Origin of the sequence: Dyella japonica, assembly GCF_040545895.1 — a bacterium.
GTDB classification, from domain to species: Bacteria; Pseudomonadota; Gammaproteobacteria; order Xanthomonadales; family Rhodanobacteraceae; genus Dyella; species Dyella japonica_D.
The window spans coordinates 118,850-140,923 of record NZ_JBEPMU010000004.1 but is presented as its reverse complement, the minus strand read 5'-3'; the positions used below and the strand labels follow the sequence as shown (position 1 = coordinate 140,923).

The following is a 22,074-nucleotide window of genomic DNA, read 5'->3' as shown; positions in this document are numbered from 1 at the left end:
TTATTTGACGCTTTCAAGAAGAACCCGCCGCGAGGCGGGTTTTTTTGTTGGGTCCGGTTCCGCGCGCGAAAGAAGAACCAGACGCCCACCGCACAACGCATGCTTGCTCTCGCCCACCGTGTTCCCGATGATGCTGTGGCATGTCATCGCCCACCGCCCTGTTCCATGTATTGCTCGATACCGCCGACTGGTCACGTCTCGCGCCGGCGGTGCAGCGCATGCACGCCGAAGGCCGCGTGATCCAGGCGAGCGGTGAGGCCGACGTGGACGGCGCCCGCCACGCGTTCGCGAGGTTGCTGCGCCGTCTGCTGACGCTGCCGGAACCCGGCCACGGCCAACGCATCGCACTCACCATCGAACGCCACGCCACCCACGAACGATGGACCCGCCGTTTCGCGCGCGGCCACATGCGCTCCACCTTGCATCCAGGCGGGCCGACACCGCTGAAAGAAAAACTGGGCCCCGTGGCGCTGCATTTCACGCTGCGCCGCGACGGCGATGCGATCGACTGGCAGCTGCATCGCGTGACACTGCTGGGCCTGCCGCTGCCGCGCACGCTCAGTGCCCAGGTGCTGTCGCGCAGCGGGGCACGCGATGGTCGCTATGCCTTCGACATCGACGTGCACCTACCCTTGCTGGGACCATTGATCGCCTATCGTGGCTGGCTGGAGATCGACCATGTCGGCTGAGCTGGATCGTCCCGTGATCGTCTTCGATGGCGTCTGCGTGCTGTGCAGCCGCTGGGTGGATTTCATACTGCGCCACGATCGAACGGGACGCTTCCGGCTGGCGGCGATGCAGGGCACGCACGGACGCGCCCTGCTGCTTGCGCATGGCCTGTCTCCCGACGATCCGGCTTCCTTCCTGCTGGTCGAGGGCGGACAGGGTTACAGCGATACGGATGCCATCGCGCGCGTACTGCATCTGCTGGGTGGCCGCTGGCGTGCAACCGCGACTGCGTTGCGCGTGATTCCGAGGCCATTGCGTGATCCGGCCTATCGCTGGATCGCGCGCCATCGCTATCACCTGTTCGGCAGGCGCTCGCAGTGCCGCCTGCCCGAACCCGAGCAGGCGTGGCGTTTCATCGACTGACCACCTCGACGCCGGTGCGCAACGCAAAACCGTCGAAGCCTTCCACCAGTTCGTCCAACGTCAGCAGGCCCATGCACGGTATGGCGCCCTTGGCAGTGATGCGACCATCGGCAAGATGACGAGCAAGGACTACGGCAGGTGTGACCGGCACCTGCGGCCCGTCGCCCGCGTCGGCGGATAACCACCAGCGCAGATGCAAGGACTGACCAGCCAGCGCCTTGCCGCGCAATTCCACCGTCATGCCGCCCACGTCCGAACCGAAACGCAGGAACCACTCGCTCATTCGGCGCAGTGCGGGCGCATGGCGCGCGAGATCGCGGATGATGCCGATGCGCACGAGCACGCCCATGCACCAGGTGGCCCACTGCAGCGGTGCCAGCTCCAGGCCGGCGCGGAAGACGACGCTACGCACCGGCGCGTAGCGTTCGGGAAACAACGCCAGGTCGGGAATATCGCAGACGCCCACACGGCGGCGGCCAAAGGGATAGGACTGCACGCGACTGTCCATCCAGCCGTGGGCGACTTGCCAGCGGCCATCCTTCCATAGATTGAAGGGGCGCCCGCAATAACCCAGGATCGAGGCGACTGTGGCATCACCGCGTGGCGTGCGATTGCCCGGATTGATGGTGTGCTCGATGGCCTCGATCGAAGCAAAGCGCGGCAACAAGGCATCCACCGCGGCTGAACTCAACGCCGGCACGCTGGAGGCGCCCGTCACCAGCAAGCGACCGGCCCGTCGGGCCTGCTCATCCAGGCGATGGAAGCCGGTGACGAAGGTCCTGCCATCGGCAAGATCGATGTAGTCGCTACCGCAGGACAGACATGCCTCGGCCACGCGGTAATCCTGCCCCTGGAAAGGGCCCGCCGTATGGATGACCAGGGCCGGTTGCAGTGCTGCGAGCGCGGAGGAAAAGCCCTCGCGCTCCAGATCGAGTTCCGCCACCTGCACACATGGATCGCCGATATCGTCCCGCAACGCTTCCAATGCCGGACGTCGTCGACCGGCCAGCACGAGGTCGAAGCGCGCGTCGTGCGCAAGTCGGCGTGCGGCCCGCGAGCCGAATACGCCGGTCGATCCGATCACCACTACCCGCAATCCCATGCCTGGTCCTTCTTCATCCGTGATTGCCGACGATTAGAACCGAGTGCGCACGCTTCGAAAACCTCGGACAAAAAAAGCCCGCCTTGCGGCGGGCTTTTTCTTTGAAACGGTGAAGCTGGATCAGGCGCTGGCGACCGAGTAGCTCTTCAGGCGGCCGGCGAATTCCTGCAGCGCGCGGATACCGCTCTGCTCGGCTTCGGCGATCCACTGCTGCAGACCCTTCAGTGCCTGGTCCGCACCGCGCTGCTCCATCAGGGCGGCGAGGCGGTTGCGGAACTCGCACACGGTGCTCAGCGTGGGGCGCTTGGCCAGCACGGCCTGCATGCGGTCGCGGCCTTCGCTGTCGAGCCAACGGCCACCATCGGCCAATGCACGGCGCATGCGGCGCGGCACCGACTTGATGCTGTCGCCGGCGTGCTGCGCTTCGTCGCGCAGGGTCGGCATGATCACGTTGCGGTAGTAGTCGGTCATCGCGGCGAAGCGATGGGTGAGCACGCCCTTGAGCGTTTCGGCATCCGGCAGGTGCACGTTCGGGCGGACGTCCAGCGTCGGCGCCACACGCAGCACCTTGGCCAGACCCACGGCGCGCAGTGCGCAGATGGCGGCCCAGCCAATGTCGAATTCCCACTTGCGCAGGGCGAACTTGGCCGAGCTCGGGAAGGCGTGGTGGTTGTTGTGCAGCTCTTCGCCGCCGATCCAGAAGCCCCACGGAATGAGGTTGGTCGCGGTATCGGCGCTTTCGAAGTTGCGGTAGCCCCACCAGTGGCCGATGCCGTTGACGAAACCGGCGGCCCAGAACGGGATCCAGATCATCTGCACGGCCCACAGGGCGGCGCCGATCACGCCGAACAGCGCGACGCTGATGAACAGCATGAGGGTCGGGCCCCAGTACGGGTGGGCGGCGTAGAGCTTGCGCTCGATCCAGTCGTCCGGCGTGCCGCGGCCGTACTTCTCCAGGTCTTCCTTCACTTCGCTGGCGTCGCGGTAGAGCGACACGCCATCCCAGAAGACCTTCTTGATGCCGTAGATCTGCGGGCTGTGCGGATCTTCCTCGGTCTCGACCTTGGCGTGGTGCTTGCGGTGCACCGCCACCCACTCCTTGGTGACCATGCCCGTGGTGAGCCAGCCCCAGAAGCGGAAGAAGTGCGAAATGGACCAGTGCAGATCCACGCCGCGGTGGGTCTGGCAGCGATGCAGGTACAGCGTCACCGTGAAAATGGTGAGCTGGGTCATGACCAGCATGTAGACCAGCATGGTCAGCCAACTGGCGTGCGTCAGGCCGTTGGACAGGAAGTTGAGTACTGCATCGAGCATGGGAAACACCCAGGTGTATGAAAAGTCAGTCTAAACGAGGGGTTTCCGTACCCGCCAGCATGGACCAGCAAAATATTGTCGCACCCCTTTGAGGCGACAAGGTTAATGTGCTGTGTCGCCCACTGGCGCCCTCTCCCGGTTGTATGAAGTTGGGGCCGCACTGACAATCATGCAATGACCGCGCCTACCGCCGTATTGCAACTGGATCACATAACCCGTCATCGCGCGGGCCGACCCGCCGTCGCCGATCTCAGCCTCACGCTGGACGCGGGACAGGTACTGGGTTTGCTGGGCGTCAACGGTGCCGGCAAGAGCACCACGCTGGCCATGATCGCGGGCGCGCTCACACCCGACAGCGGCACCATCAAGCTGAATGGCAAGGACTTTCTGGAGCACCCGGAACTGGCGCAACGCGGCATCGGCTGGCTGCCCGAACGTGCCCCGCTGTGGCCGGAACTGACCGTCCTGGAACATCTGGACGCACACGGCCGCCTGCGCGGCCTCGGTGCCGCGGCGCTGGCCAAGGCCCGCCAGCGCATCGTCGAGCGCCTGGAACTTGGCGCGTTGTCGCGTCGATTGGCCGGCGTGCTGTCGCAGGGCCAGCGCCAGCGCCTGGGCCTGGCCTGCGCGCTGCTGCACGAACCGGCGCTGCTGGTGCTGGACGAACCGGCCAACGCGCTCGATCCCGTACAGGTGGCCGCCTTGCGTGCCGTGATCCGCGAACAAGCGGCCACCGGCACCGCCGTCATTCTTTCCACGCATCTGCTCGCCGAGGTCACCGCGGCCTGCGACCGCGTGGCGATCCTGCACGAAGGGCGGCTGCGCTACGACGGCCCCATCACCGATAGCGATCACAAGATGCTCGAGCAGACGTTCTTCGACATCGCCCTGCGCGGCGACGGCGGCCACGACAAGGTGCAGGCCGCATGAGTGTGCTTGCCGTGACGCGGTTGGAACTGCGCCGCCTGTTCGTTCGTCCGCTCGCCTGGGTCCTCGCCGCGCTGACGCTGGCGCAGCTGGCGTGGCGCTTCACCTTGCTGCTCGGCGGGTTTCTGGCGGGGCAGATCAAGCTCGCCGCGTTGCCCGGCGGCCCGGGCTACACCGACCTGGTGGGCGTGCCGATGCTCAGCAGCATTCTTACTGGCGGCATCCTGCCGTTCGGCGTGGTGGAGCTGGCGCTGGTGATCGTGCCGCTGCTCACCATGTCTTCCCTGGCCGGTGAACGCAGCAACGGCACGCTGCCGCTGTGGTTCGCCGCCGGCCTGCCCGCCTCGCGCATCGTGCTGGGCAAATACCTCGCGCTGATGCTGTGGCTGGTGCTGTGGCTGGCACTCGCGCTGGCGATGCCGTTGAGTCTGTCGCACGGCGTCACGCTCGACTGGGGCAAGCTTGCCGCCGCGTCGCTGGGCGCATTGCTCACGCTCGCCGCGCTGGGCGCCATTGGCGTGGCAAGTTCGGCCTACGCATCGCATGCGTCCATTGCGGCCACCATCGCGCTCACCGTTGGCCTGGTGCTTGCCGGCATGAACATCGCCGTGCAGAAGGCCGGCGCCACCAGCGGCGTGTTCAACTGGCTGGCGTTGAGCGGCCATCTGGAAGACATGCTGCGCGGACTCGTGTCGCTTTCCGACGTGGCGTGGTTCCTGCTCGTCATCGTAGTGGCGCTTGCGTTGGCCACCCAACGACTGGCTGCCGAAAAGGAGCGTGGCTGATGGCGCGCTTCTTCCGTCATGTAAATGGATGGCTATTTGCAGCTGGCCTGTTGATGGGCGCGAGCGCCGTCGGCTACCTCACGTCGCGCCACGATCATGTCAGCGACTGGACGTTTGGCGGGCGCGCCAGCCTGTCGCCCGAAAGCCGCGCGGTACTGGCCGCGCTGCACGGTCCGGTGGAGATCGTCAGCTACGCCAATCCACAAGGCGACCTGCGCCACACCGTGGCCGGTTTCGTCGAGCGCTATTCGCGCGTGAAGCCCGACCTCACCGTGCGCTTCGTCGATCCGCAGCAAGACCCGGCCGCGATGCGTGAGCTGGGCATCACCGTGGATGGCGCGCTGATCCTGCATTACCAGGGACGCGAGCAGCGTCTGGATGAGCTGTCCGAACGCAGCCTCACCAACGCACTGGAACGTCTGGCGCGCGGCGGCGAGCGCATCGTGGCGTTCGTTTCCGGCGACGGCGAGCGTCGCCCCGACGACAAGGGCAACGCCGACCTCGGCATGTTCATGACGCAGATGGAAGGCCGCGGCATGCGCGCCGTGCCGCTGAACTTCGCACAGGTTACGGCTGTGCCGCAGCACACTGATCTGGTGGTGCTGGCGAGCCCCGAACTCGCGCTGCCCGATGGCGCGGTGAAGGCGCTCACCGACTACGTGAGCAACGGCGGCAATTTGCTGTGGCTGAGCGAACCGACCAACGACGATCTGCATCTGGCGCCGCTGGCGGACACGCTGGGCATCCGCGTGCTACCGGGCGTGCTGGTCGATGGCCAGGGCGCGGCACTCGGCTTGAAGGACCCGCGCATGCTCGCGCTGGGCGACTACCCACAGCACGCGATCACGCGCGGCTTCCAGCTGACCACGTTGTTCCCGCAGGTGTCCGCGCTGGCCATGGCCGCGCGCACCGACTGGAAAGTGGCGCCGTTCCTGCGCTCCAGCGCACAGAGCTGGACGGAGTTCAAAGCGATCGACAACGCGCAGGCCTCGACCATCCAGTACGACGCCAGCGCCGGCGAGCTGAAGGGTCCGCTGGATTTCGGCTTCGCACTCAGTCGCCTCTCGCCGAGTCCCGACAAGGCCGAACAGCGCGTGGTGGTGATCGGCGATGGCGATTTCCTCTCCAACACCTTCCTCGGCAACGGCGGCAACCGCGCGCTGGGCGAGCGCATCTTCGACTGGCTGCTCGGCGACGACGCGCTGGTGAACCTGCCGCCGCGCGGCGCACCGGATCGCGTGCTGCAAATCACGCAGGCGCAGTTGAGTAGCGTGACGCTCGGCTTCCTGGTGGTGCTGCCGCTGTTGCTGCTGGTGATCGGCGGCTTCATCGTGTGGCGCCGGCGTCGCGCATGAAGCGTGCGACGCGACAGCGCCTGTGGCTTGCCGGCATCGTCGCGGCCCTGCTGGTCGTGGCCGGCTGGCAGTGGCAACAGGATCGCGCACAGGCCACAGGCACGCTGCTGGCGCTCGACCCTGCCAGCGTGAACTCGGTGGCACTCGCCATCGGCAACGGCAACACCGAACACTTCGCCCGGCGCGACGGCCACTGGTGGCGCACGGATGGCACACCTGCGCGTGCGGACGATGGCCGCCTCGGCGAACTCGCCGATACGGCCGCCGCCGCGGTGCTGAGCTGGCGGCCACTGCACGATTTCGATCCCGCCAGGATCGGGCTGGCCACACCTGTCGCGGTGCTCACGCTGGATGGCCAGCGGCTGGAATTTGGTGAAACCTCGGTGACGGGTCCGCAGCGTTACGTGCGGGTGGGCGATCGCGTGGCGCTGATTTCCGTGCGCTATACCCCGCGCGGCGCCACCGGCGAGGCGACCAAGATCAAGGAGTGAGCAGGGAGGAGTGAGAAGTGAGAGGGAGCCCGGGTTTCTCTCACTTCTCACTCTTCTTCACTCACTCCTGCCCCGCCAAAGCGTACCTTGCACCGTCTTCCAGACTCCCCATATGGGAATCAACCTCGACAGGAGCGATGAGATGAGCAAGCAGGCGATCGGCGTAGTGGGCATGGCCGTGATGGGCAGCAATCTGGCCCTGAATATCGAAAGTCGCGGCCACGCCGTGTCCATCTACAACCGACACCGCGAGCGCACGGACGAAGTGGTCGCGCAGAACCCCGGCAAGAAGCTGGTGCCCGCGTACACGCTCGAGGACTTCGTCGCGTCGCTGGAAAAGCCGCGCCGCATCCTGCTGATGGTGAAGGCCGGCGAACCCACCGATGCCACGCTGGCGCAGCTCAAGCCGCTGCTCGACAAGGGCGACATCGTCATCGACGGCGGCAACACCTTCTTCAAGGACACCATGCGCCGCGAGAGTGAGATGAGCGCGGCAGGACTGCACTTCATCGGCACCGGCGTCTCCGGCGGCGAAGAAGGTGCGCTGCACGGCCCGTCGATCATGCCCGGCGGTCCGCGCGAAGCGTATGACCTAGTGGCCCCCATCCTCACCGAAATCGCGGCACGAGCGCCCGATGGCGAGCCCTGCGTGGCCTACATGGGCCCGAACGGCGCCGGCCACTACGTGAAGATGGTGCACAACGGCATCGAGTACGGCGACATGCAGCTCATCGCCGAAAGCTATGCGGTGCTGCATCACGTGCTCGGCCTATCCAACGAAGAGCTCGCCGAGGTCTACGCCGACTGGAACAAGGGCGAGCTCGACAGCTACCTCATCAGCATCACCGCCGACATCTTCACCAAGAAGGACAAGGACACCGGCAAGGCGATGGTCGACATCATCCTCGACCGCGCCGCGCAGAAAGGCACCGGCAAATGGACCAGCCAGAGCGCGCTCGACCTTGGCGTGCCGCTGCCGCTGATCACCGAATCGGTGTTCGCGCGCCTGCTCTCCGCGCTGAAGGACGAACGCGTGGCAGCTAGCAAGGTGCTCAAGGGACCGGCGTCGGGCAAGCTCGATGGCGATCGCAAGGCCTTCATCGAAGCCGTGCACCGCGCGCTGTACCTGAGCAAGATCGTCTCCTACGCGCAGGGCTTCGCGCAGCTGCGCGCCGCGTCGGACGAATACCAGTGGAACCTGCCGTACGGCACCATCGCGCGCATCTTCCGCGCCGGCTGCATCATCCGCGCGCGCTTCCTGCAGAAGATCACCGACGCCTACGAACGCGACGCGCAGCTGAAGAACCTGCTGCTCGATCCGTACTTCCGCGACATCGCCACCGAATACCAGGGCGCGTTGCGTGAGGTGGTCGCGGCGGCGGTGAAGGCTGGCGTGCCGGTGCCGTGCTTCTCGTCGGCCATTGCGTACTACGACAGCTACCGCGCCGAGCACCTGCCCGCCAACCTGATCCAGGCGCAGCGCGACTACTTCGGCGCACACACCTTCGAACGCGTGGACAAGGAAGGCAGCTTCCACAACGACTGGAGCTGATGCGTCCCTGATGCGGCGTATCGCGACGCGCAACCTCGTGATCGCGATACGCCACGCCACCTGCCCTGACCGAGATACGCAGTGCCCGAATTACCCGAAGTCGAAACCACGCGCCGCGGCATTGCCCCGCACCTGATCGGACGACGCGTCACCGGCGTGACCCTGCGTCGCCCCGATTTGCGCTGGCCGATTCCGCCGGAGATCACCACGCAATTGCCTGGCCAGCGCATCGATGCGGTTGAGCGGCGCGCGAAGTATCTGCTGCTGCACACCGAGATTGGCAGCGCCTTGCTGCATCTGGGCATGACGGGCGTGCTGCGCGTGCTTCCACCGGATGCACTGGTCGGCAAGCACGATCACGTGGACATCGCGCTGGAGCCTACCGCCACCGAAGGCCCGCGCGTGCTGCGCTTCACCGACGCGCGTCGCTTCGGTTGCCTGCTGTGGCAACCCGCCGGAGAAACGCACGAATTGCTGGAAGCATTGGGCCCGGAGCCGCTCACCGATGATTTCGACGGTGACCTGCTGTGGCGGCTGTCGCGCGGGCGCACGGCGGCAGTGAAACTGTTCCTGATGGACAACGCGATCGTGGTCGGCGTGGGCAACATCTACGCGAGCGAAGCGCTGTTCGCGGCGGGCATCGATCCACGCAAACCGGCCGGCTCGATTTCACGGGCGCGTTATGCGCGGCTGGCGGCGGAGGTGAAGCGCATTCTTGCGTGGGCCATCGAGCGCGGCGGCACGACGTTGCGCGATTTCATCAATCCGGATGGTGCGCCGGGGTATTTCTTTCGCGAGTTGCAGGTGTATGGGCGTGAGGGAGAGGCGTGCCGGGCGTGTGGGACGCCGGTGCGGCAGGTGGTGTTGGGACAGCGGTCGACGTTTTGGTGTGCGAGGTGTCAGAAGTAGGGTTGGTGTGGCGTTTGCGTTTTGTTTGCTCATTAAGCGTGGAGCATGCACAACGACAACTCTCGTGCGTCGACTTTTGCTCTAGTTCGGCATTCCTGCGAAAGCAGGAGGCGCTTTTCAACAGCCGAAGGCTGGTCATCCAGTGATTTTGCACTTGGTTATCGCGATCACTTTGCTCGCTCTTGTAAAACGCTGCCGCCAGCGTGCCGCCTACGCGGCGGGCGTTTCGATCGGCTGCCGCCGCTCGAGTCACTTTTCTTTTGCTGGCCCACGCATGCGCAGGAGCGCATGCGAACGGCGAAGCCGGCCCGAAGGGCGGAGGGCAGGATGCCCGGAGTCAAAGAAAAGTAACCCAAAGAAAATGGCCTTCAGAGCAAAGGCTCGCAGCATCGTGTTGGGATAAGCCCGAGCGCTAGAGGATGGTTGGGACGGGACACCCATGGGAGGCCATACAGCGGATACTCCGTAGCGCTGCGCAACGCGCCCGAATCGCTGAGGACTTAAAGCGGAGCCTCGCCTCGCATCGGCCTTTGCTTGGCTTCGCTCTTCAAGGTCATACGCGATGCATCGCACTTCTCCCTCTCCCCTTGCGGGAGAGGGCCGGGGTGAGGGGCGGGTGCTCGCGGAAGCGTCGCGAAGACGAGCTTTTGCTCTTGGCTCTTCGGGGTCCCCGTATGACAGCGGCGGGCGGGTGGAGGAAAGCCCGTAGGGTGGCCGGCATGGATGCCGGCCAGTTTTTCGACAGGACAGGGACGCCCTGTCGAAAAACCCCGCAACCCGCACGCGTACCTTCCGGGCTGCGCCCGGAAGGCGCGTCATCCGGGGGCCGTTTCTTTTGGTTACTTTTCTTTGGGCAAGCAAAGAAAAGTAACCCGGCCTCCGGCAGGAGGTCGGAAGCCCGCCGCAGGCGAGCCAGATAGCGACCACGCGACAACCAAGCATAAAGTCACTGGATCCCGGCCTACGCCGGGATGACGAGCAAAAAAGAGCGGAACATCTACACGACGAGGCAAGGTTGGCGCATCACCACCATGACGGTGGCAATGCCAACGAAAAGGCGGCTATGACCCAACCCTCTCCCTGCCAAGGCAGAGGGAAAAAGAACCATCACTCCGGCCAACGAAACTCAACAAACGTATTGTTGAAATCCGGATCTTCCAGACCACCACCCAAACGCGCCACCAGCGACATCCCATCCGCCTCCAGCTCCTGTCCCTCGGCGAACCGCGCGCCCAACGCTTCCAGCTCCACCAACCGCTCGCACAACAAACCCGCGCGATCGCTATCGGATTCGGGCACATTGCGAATGCTGATGTCCGGGCGACCGAACTTGCGCATGCCTCGCGTATGAATCCAGTAACTCCCGTTCTTCTCCGCGTCACGCAGAATCAGCAGGTGGTTGCGGATCGGTGCGCCATCGCGCACGAGGAAGTGGCGGCGCCAAGTGTCGGCGTCGTAGAGGTTGAGCGTTTGCGGATCGAGGATGGCCACGCCGCCCATGTCGAGCAACGCGGCAAGCACGCCCAGCGTATCGCGCAGGTAGCCGGTGTCGGCGCTGTCGGGCAGTTGCCCGCGGATCACCAGCACTTCGGGTGCATCGATGGCCTGGCGGTAGGCTTCGGGCGCATCGTCCTTGAACATGCGGCCCACGCTGCCGCGCAGCGGATAGCCATCCCACTGCCGCAGCTGTGCGTGGTTGTGGCTGGTCATCTCCACGCCTTCGGGCAGGCCCTCGCTGCCGTAGTCCAGCGACGGCGCACGACCAGACTGGAATTTGCCGAACACGAAGAACTGCAACAGGATGTTTTCGTTGCTCGGCTGCCAGTGCGGACGCTGCCAGGCGGGAAAAGGGATCTTGCTCATACCGTTACCATTCCTTAGATGGATGCGACGGGCTCAATGCCCTTCGCCCAGCGGCAGCACCGGCTGCTGCAGTTCAATCCTGCCGTGCCCTTCCGTAATGTTCTTGAACTCGGCGCGGCTCACCGAGACATAGCGGTCGTTGCCGCCGATCTCAACCTGTGGGCCTTCGGTGACGGCGCGGCCGTGTTCATCCACGCGCACCACCATGGTGGCCTTGCGGCCGGTGTGGCAGATGGTCTTGATCTCTTCGAGGTTGTCCGCCCACGCCAGCAGATAGCGGCTGCCCTCGAACAATTCGCCGCGGAAATCGGTGCGCAGGCCATAGGCCAGCACCGGAATATTGAGCTTGTCCACCACATCGCTGAGCTGCCACGCCTGCGCCTTGCTGAGGAACTGCGCCTCGTCGACGAACACGCAGTGCAGCGGGCCGCGACCGGCGATGTCTTGCTGCACCAATTCGAACAGGTCTTCTTCGCCACCAAAGCGCAACGCGTTCGCCTTCAGGCCAATGCGCGAAGCCACCACGCCCTCGCCGTAACGATTGTCCAGTGCCGGCGTGAGGATGAGCGTGCGCATGCCACGCTCGTGGTAGTTGTAGGCGCTCTGCAGCAAGGTCGTGGTCTTGCCGGCATTCATCGCCGAATAATAGAAATAGAGCTTGGCCATGACAGTTCCTGTGGCGGGGCGCTGATGTTACCCGTTTGTCCGATGGCCTTCAGCGCCTATTCCCTGTCCAGTGGCGTGGTGCCGCCGGTGAATTGCGAACGCGCCTGCGCGAGACGCTCATGGCGATCGGCGCTCCAGCGGCCCCAGTTCCGAAGGGAAAGAATGCGGTACACGCCCTTGAACGCCAGGATGCGACTCCAGACCTTGAACGAATCGAACACGTCGCCCGCCAGCATCGAGATCACGCCTTGCTCGATCTGGAAGGTATTGCGCGGCGAACTGAAGGCCTGGCGCATGATCGGCCCGTTGAAACGGTAGATGAAAAACGCAAAGCGTTTCATGCCGCGACGCTGACGACGTTCCAGACGGCGTTGCAAGGCCACCTCGCGCGCGGGATCGCGCAGCGCTGCATCCACCACCTCCACTGCCTGCTCCGCGCCGCTCATGGCCAGATAGACACCGGAGGAAAACACCGGATCGAGGAAGGCAAACGCATCGCCGATCAATACCCAGCCGGGACCAGCCATGCGTGCGGAGTCGTACGAGTAGTTGCCCGTGACACGCACTTCGTTGTCGATCAGTTCGGCGTGCTCGATGCGTTTCCACAACGAGGGATTCTGGCGCAGGGTTTCCATCAGGAAATCGGTGGTGCGTCCGCGGCGCTGCTTGAGATAGCTGGGCCAGCACACGGCGCCCACGCTCATCACGCCATCGGGCAAGGGAATCATCCACATCCAGCCGTAATCGAAGCGATAGATGCTGATGTTGCCGGCGTGCTCGCCGGGGCGCTGCTCCGCGCCGCGGAAGTGGCCGAAGATGGCTGCGCTCTGATGCTCGTCGTTCTTGCGCTTGAGCTTCTTCTTGCTGGAAAGAAACGCGTCGCGACCCGAGGCATCGACCACATAGCGCGCGCGAATGGCATACGGCTCGCCCTTGTCATTGGTCACCTGCACCCGCCAGTCGTGCCTGCCAATTTCTTCCACGGCACGCACTTCATGGCCTTCGCGCGCATCGACGCCGTTGTCGGCGGCGTGACGGAAGAGCATGTGATCGAAATCCTGACGCCTCACCTGATACGCATGCGGCGGACTCTGCCCCAGCGCGCGCGCGAACTCGAAGGTGATGTAGCCGGCCTCGTTGTCGGCCTCGAAATCGGCACCCGGCTTGAACACGCCCAGCGCACGCACCTTGTCCATCACGCCGAGCCGCTCGAAGATCGGCAGGTTCATCGGCAGCAACGATTCACCGATGTGAAAGCGCGGATGGTGGTCTTTCTCCAGCGCAATGACGCGATGGCCGCGTCGCACCAGCAACGTCGCTGCCGTGCTGCCCGCCGGACCGCCGCCGATCACCACCACGTCGCACTGATCGTGGATTTCCGAAGTCGCCTCTGACACGCCGCATCCCCAAACCATGGCCCAGGCCGATTATGACCTCAGGATGGCCGTTGCGGCGCATCGAGGCGGCTGGCTCAGATCAGGGGCCGGACTGTGGGCGGGGATGAAAGCTGGAGCGGCTCGCCCACTTCGACGTTACCCTGCAGCGGACCGCTCAGGCGCCACTGCATGTCCTTCAGGCGAAGGTAGTCCTTGGGCGACCACACGGCGCTGCTGTAGTACTTGTCCAGCGCCCGCTCATCGTTGTCGTCGATGAACCAGGTGGCGCGCATATGCATGGAACCCATGCCGCCGAGCGAATGCATCACCACGCCGTTGCCGATAGCGCCAGTGTGGCTGCCGGTGATCTGGCTGGTCGCGCGGAACATCTCCGCCGCCAGATGCTGCTGTCCTTGCTCGTCCGAATACTGCGCGTAGACATCCTTGCCCACCTTGATGGCCTCGTCGCGCTCGCTCGCACTCAGGCGATTCCAGTACAGCTCGCGCTGGATGATCAGGTCGTGGTAGCCGCGATCGGCGGCCAGATCCATCCAGGCGTACGCACGCGGACGATCCACCGCCGTGCCTTCGCCGTTCCAGTACATGGTGGCCACCATTGCCTCGGAGGGCTTGTCGCCGAAGCGAGCGGCCGCGATGAACATCTCAAGCGCGCGTTCCTGGTGGCCCGCCTTGTAGGCATCGACCCCGATGCTGCGGAAATACAGATCCGAGTGATGTTCCACTACGTCAGGTGTGGCCTGCGCCCGCTCGAGTTCGCCGAGCTGCCTGCGATCGTCCGGATGCGCCGACGAATCCGGGGTCTGCGCCATGTTTTTTCCCGGCGCGAGCGCCAGTATGGCGATACAGAGACTGCTTAGGACGGCCTTGCTCATGACGCTCTCTCCTTGGCGATGCGACTTGGCCAGCGGGCGCGCCGGCCTGTCGTGTGGGTTCATGCGGCGGGTCGCGCGGGGGGCTTGCGGGGCGGCTCAACTGGCTCCGGCTCGCCCACGTTGACGCGACTGTTCATCTGCAACTCCCACTGCACATCCTTCACCTGCAGGTACTCGGCGGTGTTCATGTGCAGTGCCTTGTTGAACTTGCTGAAGTCTTCCACGGTGTTGTCGCCGTAGGACGCGGTAACCGTGCCCACCCAGCCGACGTGGCTGCCGGTGACTTGCCTGCGGCCGGCACCGAACTCGAGCGTGACGCGGTTGGCGCCGGCCACGTCGCCGTAGTCGGCGTCGAGCGTGGGGCGCAACGCCTGCGCCTTGGCGCGTTCCGCATCGCTCAACTGATCCCAGTAGATCTGTCGCTGATGCAGCAGCTCGGGGTAACCGCGACTGGCCGCAAGGTCCATCCATGCGTAGCCGAGCGGGCGATCCCTGGCCACGCCATCGCCGGTCCAGTACATCACGCCCACCAGCGCCTGCGAGGTCTTGTCGGCGTAGCGGGACGCCAGGCGGAAATAATGGAAGGCGTCGCGATGGTGGCCATCCGCATAGGCTTCCATGCCCTTGTAACGATAGCGCAGGTCGCTATGGGTATCGACGAACATGCGCGACTCCATGCCGCCGAGCAGCTCGGTGCTGCGCTTGATGTCGGTGGAGTCGACCGCCTGCTGCGCCGCTGCATGACTGGCGCATGCAAGCGCCAGGACGACTATGCCGATACTCGCCAGCCTGTCCATCTCACGCTCCTGTGATGCGCAGGTTCCGGCGTGCCGCAGCCTGCGGTTTGACCAGCATAACCTGCTTTGGGCGGGGACGCTCTGCTACCATCGGGCGCCGCTCATCGACCGCGATTCCCATGCTCAATCCCCAACAATTGGCCGCCGTGGAACACTGTGACGGTCCGCTGCTGGTATTGGCAGGCGCGGGATCCGGCAAGACGTCGGTGATCACGCAGAAGATCGCCTATCTCATCGCCCGCAAGAAACTCGCGCCCTCGCGCATCGCAGCCATCACCTTCACCAACAAGGCCGCGAAGGAAATGCGCGAGCGCGTGGCCAAGCTCATCACCAGCGAAGACGCCGCCGCGCTCACCGTGTGTACCTTCCACGCGCTGGGGCTGAAGTTCCTGCAGATGGAGCACGCGCGCGCCGGACTGCGCAAGGGTTTTTCGGTACTCGACGCGGACGACAGCGAAGGCATCATCAAGGAGCTGGCGCCCAAGGGCATCAAGCCCGACGTGCTGTTCGGCATCCGCAATTTGGTCAGCCGCGCGAAGAACGCAGGGCTCTCGCCGGAAGAAGCGCTGGCGGCCGCGCGCAGCCCGCGCGAGCTCGACGCCGCCACCATCTACGAGATGTACCAGGCGCGCCTCAACGCGTTCAACGCGGTGGACTTCGACGACTTGATCCGACTGCCGCTGCGCATCCTCGAAAGCGATGAGGAATGCCGCACCGTGTGGCGCGAACGTCTGCGCTACCTGCTGGTGGACGAGTACCAGGACACCAACGACGCGCAATATCGCTTGCTCAAGGCCCTGGCCGGCGAGCGCGGCAGCTTCACTTGCGTGGGCGATGACGACCAGTCGATCTACGCCTGGCGCGGCGCCAATCCGGAAAATATCGACCAGCTCGGCAAGGACTGGCCGAGCCTGCGCGTGATCAAGCTGGAGCAGAACTACCGTTGCGGCAAGCGCATCCTGCGCGCAGCCAACAAGCTGATTGCCAACAATCCGCATCTCCACGAAAAGAAGCTGTGGAGCGAACACCCGGAAGGTGCGCAGATCCGCGTGCTCGAGTGCAAGGAAAACGAGCACGAAGCCGAGCGCGTGGCCGCCATTGCCGCCACGCTCGCGGAAAAGCACAAGGCGCGCTGGCACGACATTGCCATTCTCTATCGCGGCAACTTCCAGGCGCGTCCACTGGAAAAGGCACTGCGTCTGGCGCGCGTGCCCTATCACCTTTCCGGCGCGTTGAGTTTTCTCGATCGCGCGGAAGTGAAGGACCTGCTCTGCTACTTCCGCCTGCTCACCAACCCCAGCGATGACGCCGCGTTCCTGCGCGTGGTGAACGTACCCAAGCGCGAGATTGGCGCCACCACGCTGGAGAAGCTCGGCGAAATCGCTCAGACGCGTCACGCCCCGCTGCTGGAAGCCGCGCGCAGCGATGCGGTGTTGCGCCAGCTGTCACCGCGTCCGGCCTCGGCGCTGGCCTCCTTCACACAGCTGATGGACGAACTGCGCAGTGCCTCCATCCATCAGAGCGCGGCCGACCTGGTAGAAACCGTGCTGCAACGTACCGGCTACGCCGCGCATGTGGCCGCCAGCACCACCGACGCCACGCTGCGCGAACGCCGTCTGGGCAACCTGCGCGAACTGGCCGACTGGTTTCGCGCCATGCAGCGCAACGACAACACCACCGGCGACCTCGCCGCACAGCTCGCACTGCTCACGCATGCAGACCGTGACGAACCGGGCAACGCCGTGCGCATGATGACGCTGCACGCCGCCAAGGGCCTGGAGTTCCGCTTCGTCTTCATCGTGGGTTGCGAGGAAGGCACGCTGCCGCACGATGGCGCCATCGACGAGGGCCGCATCGACGAAGAACGGCGCCTGATGTACGTCGGCATCACCCGCGCCAAGGAAATGCTCACGCTGTCCTGGTCGGCCAAGACCAAGCGCTACGGCGAAGTGCACAGCAACCAGCCCAGCCGCTTCCTGCACGAACTGCCGCAGGACGACCTGCATTGGCAGGGCAAGGATCCGGAAGCGGACAAGGAAGTGGTGCGCGAAACGGCCGAGTCGCACATGGCCAAGATTGCGGCGATGCTGGCGGGCGGCTGAGGCGCTTTTCTTCGGCTCCATCGGCACCTGAAAGCAGGCCAGACGGGCAGGCGCCGCTCGCATAGAATGCCAGGGCGAACTTCGTGGCCCCGGAATCCCATGACCGATCCAGCCCAGCTCTACGGACACCTCGTCGCCGCCTTCAACCAACGGCAGTGGCAACAGGTGCTCGACGTTGCCGCCAAGCTGCTGCCGCTTGCACCCCGACACGCTGGTGTCTCCTACATCACCGGCGTTTCCTGCATGGAGCTGAAGCAGATGCCTGCAGCGCTCGGCTACCTGGACCAGGCCAGTCACTGGGAACCCACGCGCGCCGATTTCGCCACCCAGTTCGCGAAGGCACTGACCATGGTGCGACGAACGTCGGAAGCGCTGGAGGCTGCCGATCGCGCACTCGCCCTCTTGCCCGACGATCCACTGACGCTCGACACGCTGGGCGTGGTCTACACGCAGGCGCACGCCAATGAGCGCGCTGCCGAGGCGTTCCGTCGTGCCGTGCGACTCGCGCCTCGCCATGCACCCTATCGTTTCAACCTGGCCACGGCGCTTGTGGCAACGGGTGACATCGAGGATGCACAGACCGAGCTTGAGGCCTGCATCGCGCTGGACCCTACGTTCTGGATGGCACACCTTACGCTGTCACAGCTGCGCAAGCAGACGGCGGCGTCGAATCACATCGAGCGACTGCAGAAGTTGCTCTCTGCGCATACCAGCGACCCGATGGGGCAGACGTATCTGCACATGGCGCTGGCAAAGGAACATGAGGACCTCGCCGAGCACTCGCGGGCGTTCGATCATTTCACGCAAGGCAAGGCGGCGGGGCGTGCGCAACGCGACTACGCGTTTGCAGAAGATGAAGCGCTGTTCGACGCCTTGACCCGGGCCTTTCCCGCGGTGCAGGACAATGCAGCGAGCGGCGATCCGACCGACGAGCCAATTTTCGTCATCGGCATGCCGCGCACCGGCACGACCCTGGTGGAGCGCATCGTTTCCAGCCATCCGGACGTGTACTCCGCCGGTGAGTTGCAGAACTTCGGCGTGGCGCTCAAGCGCGCAACGGGCAGCCGCACGCCGGCCATGCTCGACCTGGACGTGATTACGCGAGCGCGGGAAGTCGACTTGAAAAGACTCGGCGCGGCCTATCTCAGCAGCACGCGACCGGCAACAGGTAGCCAAGCGCATTTCATCGACAAGCTGCCGCACAACTTTCTCTATGTCGGCTTTATCGCCAAGGCGCTGCCAAACGCCAGGATCATTTGCCTTCGTCGCGATCCGATCGACACCGTGCTGAGCAATTTCCGCCAGCTGTTCGCACAGAAGTCGCCCTACTACGGCTACTCGTTCGACCTGCTGGACGCGGGGCGCTACTACGTGTTGTTCGATCGCCTGATGGCGCACTGGAAGCGCGTCTTTCCCGGGCGGATCCTCGAGATCCAGTACGAGGCGCTGGTGGCATCGCAGGAGCAGCACTCGCGGGAGTTGCTGGATTTCTGCGGTCTTCCGTGGCACGAGAGCGTCATGCACTTCGAACAGAACGAAGCGCCCGTCTCCACTGCCAGCGCCATCCAGGTTCGCGCGCCGATCTATACGTCCGCCGTGAAACGCTGGAAGAAATACGAATCCAGGCTTGGCGATCTGATTGAGCTGTTGGAAGCGAACGGCATTCGCGTCGAACGCTGATGCGATCCACTCATAAAAACGGCCCCGCCGAAGCGGGGCCGTCGATGAACGAATCATCCAGCTGAACTTTTACTTCGCGCTACCCCCGAACGAGTACTTCGCTTCGAGGTAATACGCGCGACCGTAGACGTTGTAGTTATCCGTGTTGTACGGCGAATTCGTCGTATTCGGATAGCTGTCGTCCTTGGGCGGCATCTTGTTGAAGACGTTGTTCACCAGCAACGAGATTGCCAGGCTCTTGAACGGGTTGTACGTCACGCTCGCGTTGTACAGGATCCACGGCGCCAGCCTGCCGGTACCCGGATCGGTGTAGTTGTCGGCGATGGTGGCGGCATAGTTCGGCGAGCTGCCATAACGGTTGAAGTACACCGTGGCACTCCAGTTGTCGCCGGTGTTGGTCCAGGTGAGCGAACCGTTCGCCTTGCTCTTGAAGTCCGTGCCGTTCGGATACGCACCCGGATGACGCAACACGTCGATCTTCGGATCGGTGATGTAATCCTGCGTGGTGTGCTTGAGCTCATCCGAATACGACAGGTTCAAGGCCAGGCTACCCAGATAGCCAATAGGCCGGATGTAGCCAAAGTTGGCCGTGATGGCATTCACCTGCTCGTTGGCGATATTGAGCTTGGGCGTGGTGATATTGGTGATCTGGCCCAGCAGCGGCGTGCCGTCCGGTGCGGTCGTGCCTGCGCCGCGCGTGACGAGATTGAATGCCGCCACGCACGAACCGGAGTTTGGATCGAGGCCACCGGTCTCGCACAGGTATTCCGTCCTGGAGAGCTGGTCGGCACTGATCTGCGACACTTCGTTGTTGATGTCCCAATGCAGGTAATCAACGGCGAACGACATGTGCTCGATCGGCGCCCACACGAAACCGTAGCTCCACACCTTGGCGGTGATCGGCTCCAGGTTGGGGTTGCCGTAGGTCTGACCCTGATACTGCGTCGAGTCGTACGGATACGGGCACTTGCTGGCCGCGACATCGGGGCCGTAGCCCAGCCGAGCGCAGTTCACGTAGTCGGTGACGCTGTTGTAGTAACCACTCGGGCGCTGGAACTCGTCGGCCAGCGTGGGAGCCTTGAATGCCGAGCCGTAGCGGCCACGAAGCAACAAGGTATCGACGGGGCGATATTCGATGCCCACGTTGAAGGTCGGGTGGCTGACCGTCTTTCCTTCGACGTTGTAGCTGTCGTAACGGCCGGAAAGATCCATGGTCACCTGCTCCATCAGCGGCAGGCGAAGTTCCGTGGTGGCGGCGTAACGCGAACGATGGCCGGCACCCGGCGTGGCGCTGGTGCCGTAGACCACGCTTTGCGTGTTGCCGTACTGGTCAACGTAGGTTTGCAGCAAACGCGGATCAGGCGAGGAATCCCAGCCCTGGTTGCCGCCTTCCAGCACCACCGCGATACCCGCGTCGCCGCCGGCGAGACGGAACAATGACTGGTTGGTCAGCTGGCCGCGCGTCATGTTGTCCCACGTCTTGGAGTTGGACGTGGTGTAGCCGGTGAAGCTGCGGAAGTCCGCGTTGGATACCGGGTGGTAGAGGTTAGCGTAGTTGGGCGAGAACTGCGGATAGCCCGAGTACGTGCCGGGAATTGCCTGACCCATGACGTGGTCGGCAAAGTACTTCTCGATCGGCGCCGTGAAGCGCTGGAAGTCGCGGTTGATGAGCTTGTCATCGGAGTGGGAGAAGCCCAGGTCGTAATCCCAGTTCGACTGGCCAATGGTGCCCTTGCCACCCAGGGTCAGCAGGTACGAGTTCTCGTACTGCTTGTTCATGATGTTCTGGTAGCCACCCACTTCTTCCGGCGTAAAGATGCGCTGCACCGTCTCGAAATCTTGGGTAGCGGGGTCGTAGAAATAGGGGGCGCCGCCGGCCGTGGCAATGCCCGTGCTCCAGAACGTGGTGTTGGTGCCGGAGGTGAACTTCTGCTCCTCGTAGTTGTAGAGCAGGTCGCCGTAGAGCTGCAGGTTGTCGTTGACGTCGAAGGTCGAATGCGAATACAGGTTGGCGGTGGTGTCCTGGTTGGCCAGCGTGGAATAGCCGGCGCTGGCCAGCGAGCCGCAGTAGTCACCATGGCCAGGACGATTGCGGAACTTCTCGTCACCGTTGTAGCCGGCACTGACGTTCGCGCAATTGTTCGGGTCCTCGAACTGGTATCCGCTGAAGTAACCCGTGACGAGGTAATCGCGTGATGCCACGCCCGGTTCGCTGCCGCCGTTGAAGTAGGTCTTGGTCAGGCTGCGGCTGTAGCCCCAGATCGGCTTGGTCTGCTCGTACTGCGCACCGATGAGCGTGTTGAATTTGCCGACATTGAAGCTGTCCGCGAAACTGATGCGCTGGCTGGCGCCGCCGCCTTCGCTCAGGCCGCCAAAACGTACATCGACGGTGGGCGCATCCACCTTCTTCTTCAGCACGATGTTCACTACGCCGGCAATGGCGTCGGAGCCATACAGCGACGACTGGCCACCGGGCAGGATGTCGATGTGGTCGACCATTTCCTGCGGAATGTTGCTGAGGTTGTTGAATACGTCGCTGCCGTTGTAAAGGCCCGGGAAATCTCCCATCGGGCGGCCATCGATCAGGTACTTGGTGAAACCCACCGGCAGGCCGAACAGGCTGAGCGTTTTCGCACCGGTGGTGAACGAGTTGTTGTCCTGCGGGCCCTGCGCGCTGCCCGTGGCAAACGATGACTGCTGGAGCGCTTCGGCCACCGTGGTGAAGCCGCGAGCCTTCATGTCCTCGGCGGTGATCGTGATGACCGGCTGCGCGGTTTCCACCTGCGACTGTGGAATCAGCGAACCGGTCACCGTGACGGCTTCGAGCTTTTTGGCCTTCTTTACAGCTTCATCGTCCTGTGTGCCGCTTTGTGACGATGTGGAGGTGTCCTGCGGCGAGGATGATGCGGGTGTGGAACCGGCGTCGGTGGCCGCGAGTGTCGCGGACGCATAGCCGAACGCCAAGGCTGCCAGGACGGCAGCCGTCAGCTTGGACTTCAACATCTTTTGTCTCCCCTACACTTTATTGTCAGACATCACGCCGTCCCCCGGCGCGGGCTGTAACGGGGATCCGACAAGTCCTGTTTCCCCTAGGACGTTGTCGTCAACTTTCTATCCCCGTCGTAGGTTTCTTAGCACGAAACTTTTCCTTTACATATGCGAATTTTGTG

At 64.0% G+C, this 22,074-nt stretch carries 18 protein-coding genes; 10 read left to right on the top strand and 8 right to left on the bottom strand.

What is annotated here, in order from left to right:
* Positions 1–140: 140 nt before the first annotated feature.
* The gene (locus tag ABIC75_RS13920) at positions 141–689 is read left to right on the top strand and encodes a DUF4166 domain-containing protein (protein WP_354014476.1); all 549 of its coding nucleotides are present in this window, start codon (positions 141–143) and stop codon (positions 687–689) included.
* Complete coding sequence (locus tag ABIC75_RS13915; protein ID WP_354014475.1) at positions 679–1,092, top strand: thiol-disulfide oxidoreductase DCC family protein; 414 nt, start codon at positions 679–681, stop codon at positions 1,090–1,092. Before ABIC75_RS13920 ends, ABIC75_RS13915 begins: the two co-directional genes overlap by 11 nt.
* On the opposite strand, the gene ABIC75_RS13910 is transcribed toward ABIC75_RS13915, so the two are convergent.
* Complete coding sequence (locus ABIC75_RS13910) at positions 1,082–2,194, bottom strand: saccharopine dehydrogenase family protein (protein WP_354014474.1); 1,113 nt, start codon at positions 2,192–2,194, stop codon at positions 1,082–1,084. The two genes, ABIC75_RS13915 and ABIC75_RS13910, sit on opposite strands and share 11 nt — an antisense overlap.
* A gap of 120 nt (positions 2,195–2,314) precedes the next feature.
* Positions 2,315–3,508, bottom strand: a complete 1,194-nt coding sequence (locus ABIC75_RS13905; protein ID WP_354014473.1) for a DesA family fatty acid desaturase — start codon at positions 3,506–3,508, stop codon at positions 2,315–2,317.
* Between the two features lie 174 nt (positions 3,509–3,682).
* On the opposite strand from ABIC75_RS13905, the gene ABIC75_RS13900 reads away from it, so the two are divergent.
* The 6 genes from ABIC75_RS13900 (at position 3,683) to mutM (ending at position 9,527) form a co-directional block, all read left to right on the top strand.
* Entirely contained in the window at positions 3,683–4,438 is a 756-nt protein-coding gene (locus tag ABIC75_RS13900) for an ABC transporter ATP-binding protein (RefSeq protein WP_354014472.1), read from the top strand.
* On the top strand, positions 4,435–5,220 hold the full coding sequence (locus ABIC75_RS13895) for an ABC transporter permease (RefSeq protein ID WP_354014471.1): 786 nt from the start codon (positions 4,435–4,437) through the stop codon (positions 5,218–5,220). Before ABIC75_RS13900 ends, ABIC75_RS13895 begins: the two co-directional genes overlap by 4 nt.
* Positions 5,220–6,575: a GldG family protein gene (locus tag ABIC75_RS13890; RefSeq protein WP_354014470.1), complete on the top strand. Its 1,356-nt coding sequence runs from the start codon at positions 5,220–5,222 to the stop codon at positions 6,573–6,575. Before ABIC75_RS13895 ends, ABIC75_RS13890 begins: the two co-directional genes overlap by 1 nt.
* On the top strand, positions 6,572–7,066 hold the full coding sequence (locus ABIC75_RS13885) for a hypothetical protein (RefSeq protein ID WP_354014469.1): 495 nt from the start codon (positions 6,572–6,574) through the stop codon (positions 7,064–7,066). The genes ABIC75_RS13890 and ABIC75_RS13885 overlap by 4 nt, the downstream gene beginning before the upstream one ends.
* A gap of 142 nt (positions 7,067–7,208) precedes the next feature.
* Positions 7,209–8,618 (top strand): NADP-dependent phosphogluconate dehydrogenase, encoded by a 1,410-nt coding sequence (gene gndA, locus ABIC75_RS13880; RefSeq protein ID WP_354014468.1) that lies wholly within the window; start codon positions 7,209–7,211, stop codon positions 8,616–8,618.
* Positions 8,619–8,699: 81 nt separating this feature from the next.
* Positions 8,700–9,527: a bifunctional DNA-formamidopyrimidine glycosylase/DNA-(apurinic or apyrimidinic site) lyase gene (gene mutM, locus ABIC75_RS13875; protein ID WP_354014467.1), complete on the top strand. Its 828-nt coding sequence runs from the start codon at positions 8,700–8,702 to the stop codon at positions 9,525–9,527.
* Positions 9,528–10,634: 1,107 nt separating this feature from the next.
* On the opposite strand, the gene ABIC75_RS13870 is transcribed toward mutM, so the two are convergent.
* The 5 genes from ABIC75_RS13870 to ABIC75_RS13850 all read right to left on the bottom strand — a co-directional run bounded on the left by ABIC75_RS13870 (position 10,635) and on the right by ABIC75_RS13850 (position 15,122).
* On the bottom strand, positions 10,635–11,390 hold the full coding sequence (locus ABIC75_RS13870; RefSeq protein WP_354014466.1) for a hypothetical protein: 756 nt from the start codon (positions 11,388–11,390) through the stop codon (positions 10,635–10,637).
* A gap of 33 nt (positions 11,391–11,423) precedes the next feature.
* Entirely contained in the window at positions 11,424–12,056 is a 633-nt protein-coding gene (locus tag ABIC75_RS13865; protein WP_354014465.1) for a thymidine kinase, read from the bottom strand.
* A 56-nt stretch (positions 12,057–12,112) separates the two neighbouring features.
* Entirely contained in the window at positions 12,113–13,453 is a 1,341-nt protein-coding gene (locus ABIC75_RS13860) for an NAD(P)/FAD-dependent oxidoreductase (protein ID WP_354014464.1), read from the bottom strand.
* A gap of 74 nt (positions 13,454–13,527) precedes the next feature.
* The gene (locus ABIC75_RS13855) at positions 13,528–14,325 is read right to left on the bottom strand and encodes a hypothetical protein (RefSeq protein WP_354014463.1); all 798 of its coding nucleotides are present in this window, start codon (positions 14,323–14,325) and stop codon (positions 13,528–13,530) included.
* Positions 14,326–14,384: 59 nt separating this feature from the next.
* Complete coding sequence (locus tag ABIC75_RS13850) at positions 14,385–15,122, bottom strand: hypothetical protein (protein ID WP_354014462.1); 738 nt, start codon at positions 15,120–15,122, stop codon at positions 14,385–14,387.
* A gap of 119 nt (positions 15,123–15,241) precedes the next feature.
* On the opposite strand from ABIC75_RS13850, the gene ABIC75_RS13845 reads away from it, so the two are divergent.
* The gene (locus ABIC75_RS13845; RefSeq protein WP_354014461.1) at positions 15,242–17,224 is read left to right on the top strand and encodes a UvrD-helicase domain-containing protein; all 1,983 of its coding nucleotides are present in this window, start codon (positions 15,242–15,244) and stop codon (positions 17,222–17,224) included.
* Between the two features lie 99 nt (positions 17,225–17,323).
* The gene (locus ABIC75_RS13840) at positions 17,324–18,904 is read left to right on the top strand and encodes a tetratricopeptide repeat-containing sulfotransferase family protein (protein ID WP_354014460.1); all 1,581 of its coding nucleotides are present in this window, start codon (positions 17,324–17,326) and stop codon (positions 18,902–18,904) included.
* Between the two features lie 69 nt (positions 18,905–18,973).
* Here the strand turns inward: ABIC75_RS13840 and ABIC75_RS13835 are convergent, their stop codons facing one another.
* On the bottom strand, positions 18,974–21,907 hold the full coding sequence (locus ABIC75_RS13835) for a TonB-dependent receptor domain-containing protein (RefSeq protein WP_354014459.1): 2,934 nt from the start codon (positions 21,905–21,907) through the stop codon (positions 18,974–18,976).
* Between the last annotated feature and the right edge of the window lie 167 nt (positions 21,908–22,074).